Source organism: Pseudomonas sp. EL_65y_Pfl1_R83 (genome assembly GCF_963970695.1).
Taxonomy (GTDB): Bacteria; Pseudomonadota; Gammaproteobacteria; order Pseudomonadales; family Pseudomonadaceae; genus Aquipseudomonas; species Aquipseudomonas tritici.
The window spans coordinates 1-482 of sequence record NZ_CAXAQI010000333.1 but is presented as its reverse complement, the minus strand read 5'-3'; the positions used below and the strand labels follow the sequence as shown (position 1 = coordinate 482).

Annotated in this window: 1 protein-coding gene; it reads left to right on the top strand. The window is 66.0% G+C overall.

Annotated elements, in window-relative coordinates:
- Window positions 1-309 (top strand): hypothetical protein (locus AACY08_RS29150; protein ID WP_339472549.1); only part of this gene is annotated, 309 nt, incomplete at its 5' end.
- Between the last annotated feature and the right edge of the window lie 173 nt (window positions 310-482).

Genomic DNA, 482 nt, shown 5'->3' with positions numbered 1-482 from the left:
GATCCCTCGACCTTCAAGGAAGACGGCGGGCCGTCGATCGCCGAGCGCATCAACCAGGTCCTGATCAAGGAGAAGCTGGTCCCGTTCCGCGAGGCCGACAACACCCGCGTCTCGCGCTCAGACAGCCGCGACCGCGGCGGTCCGATGTCCGGCTGGGATGGCATGCGGGCGCGCCTGATCGGGACGGCAAGGCGCGGCGAGGATGGTGCGGTCGATTGGTCGGTCGGTCGGCCGATGCTCTACGTGTTCTCGACCTGCACGGATTTCATCCGGACCGTGCCGGTGTTGCAGCACGACCAGGCGGGTTAAGCTCCGTTAGGCGGGGTTCGGAGGCACCTGGCAACAGAAGCCTCCACTCATTTCTTATTTCCCCGGCAGGGACTCCTGCTCACCGGTCAGGCGCGATACTATCGCTCTCTGGCGAGTCGGGCCGGCCGGGCCCGCTGCCGACATTGCAACAGGACGACCATGGCGACCGATCA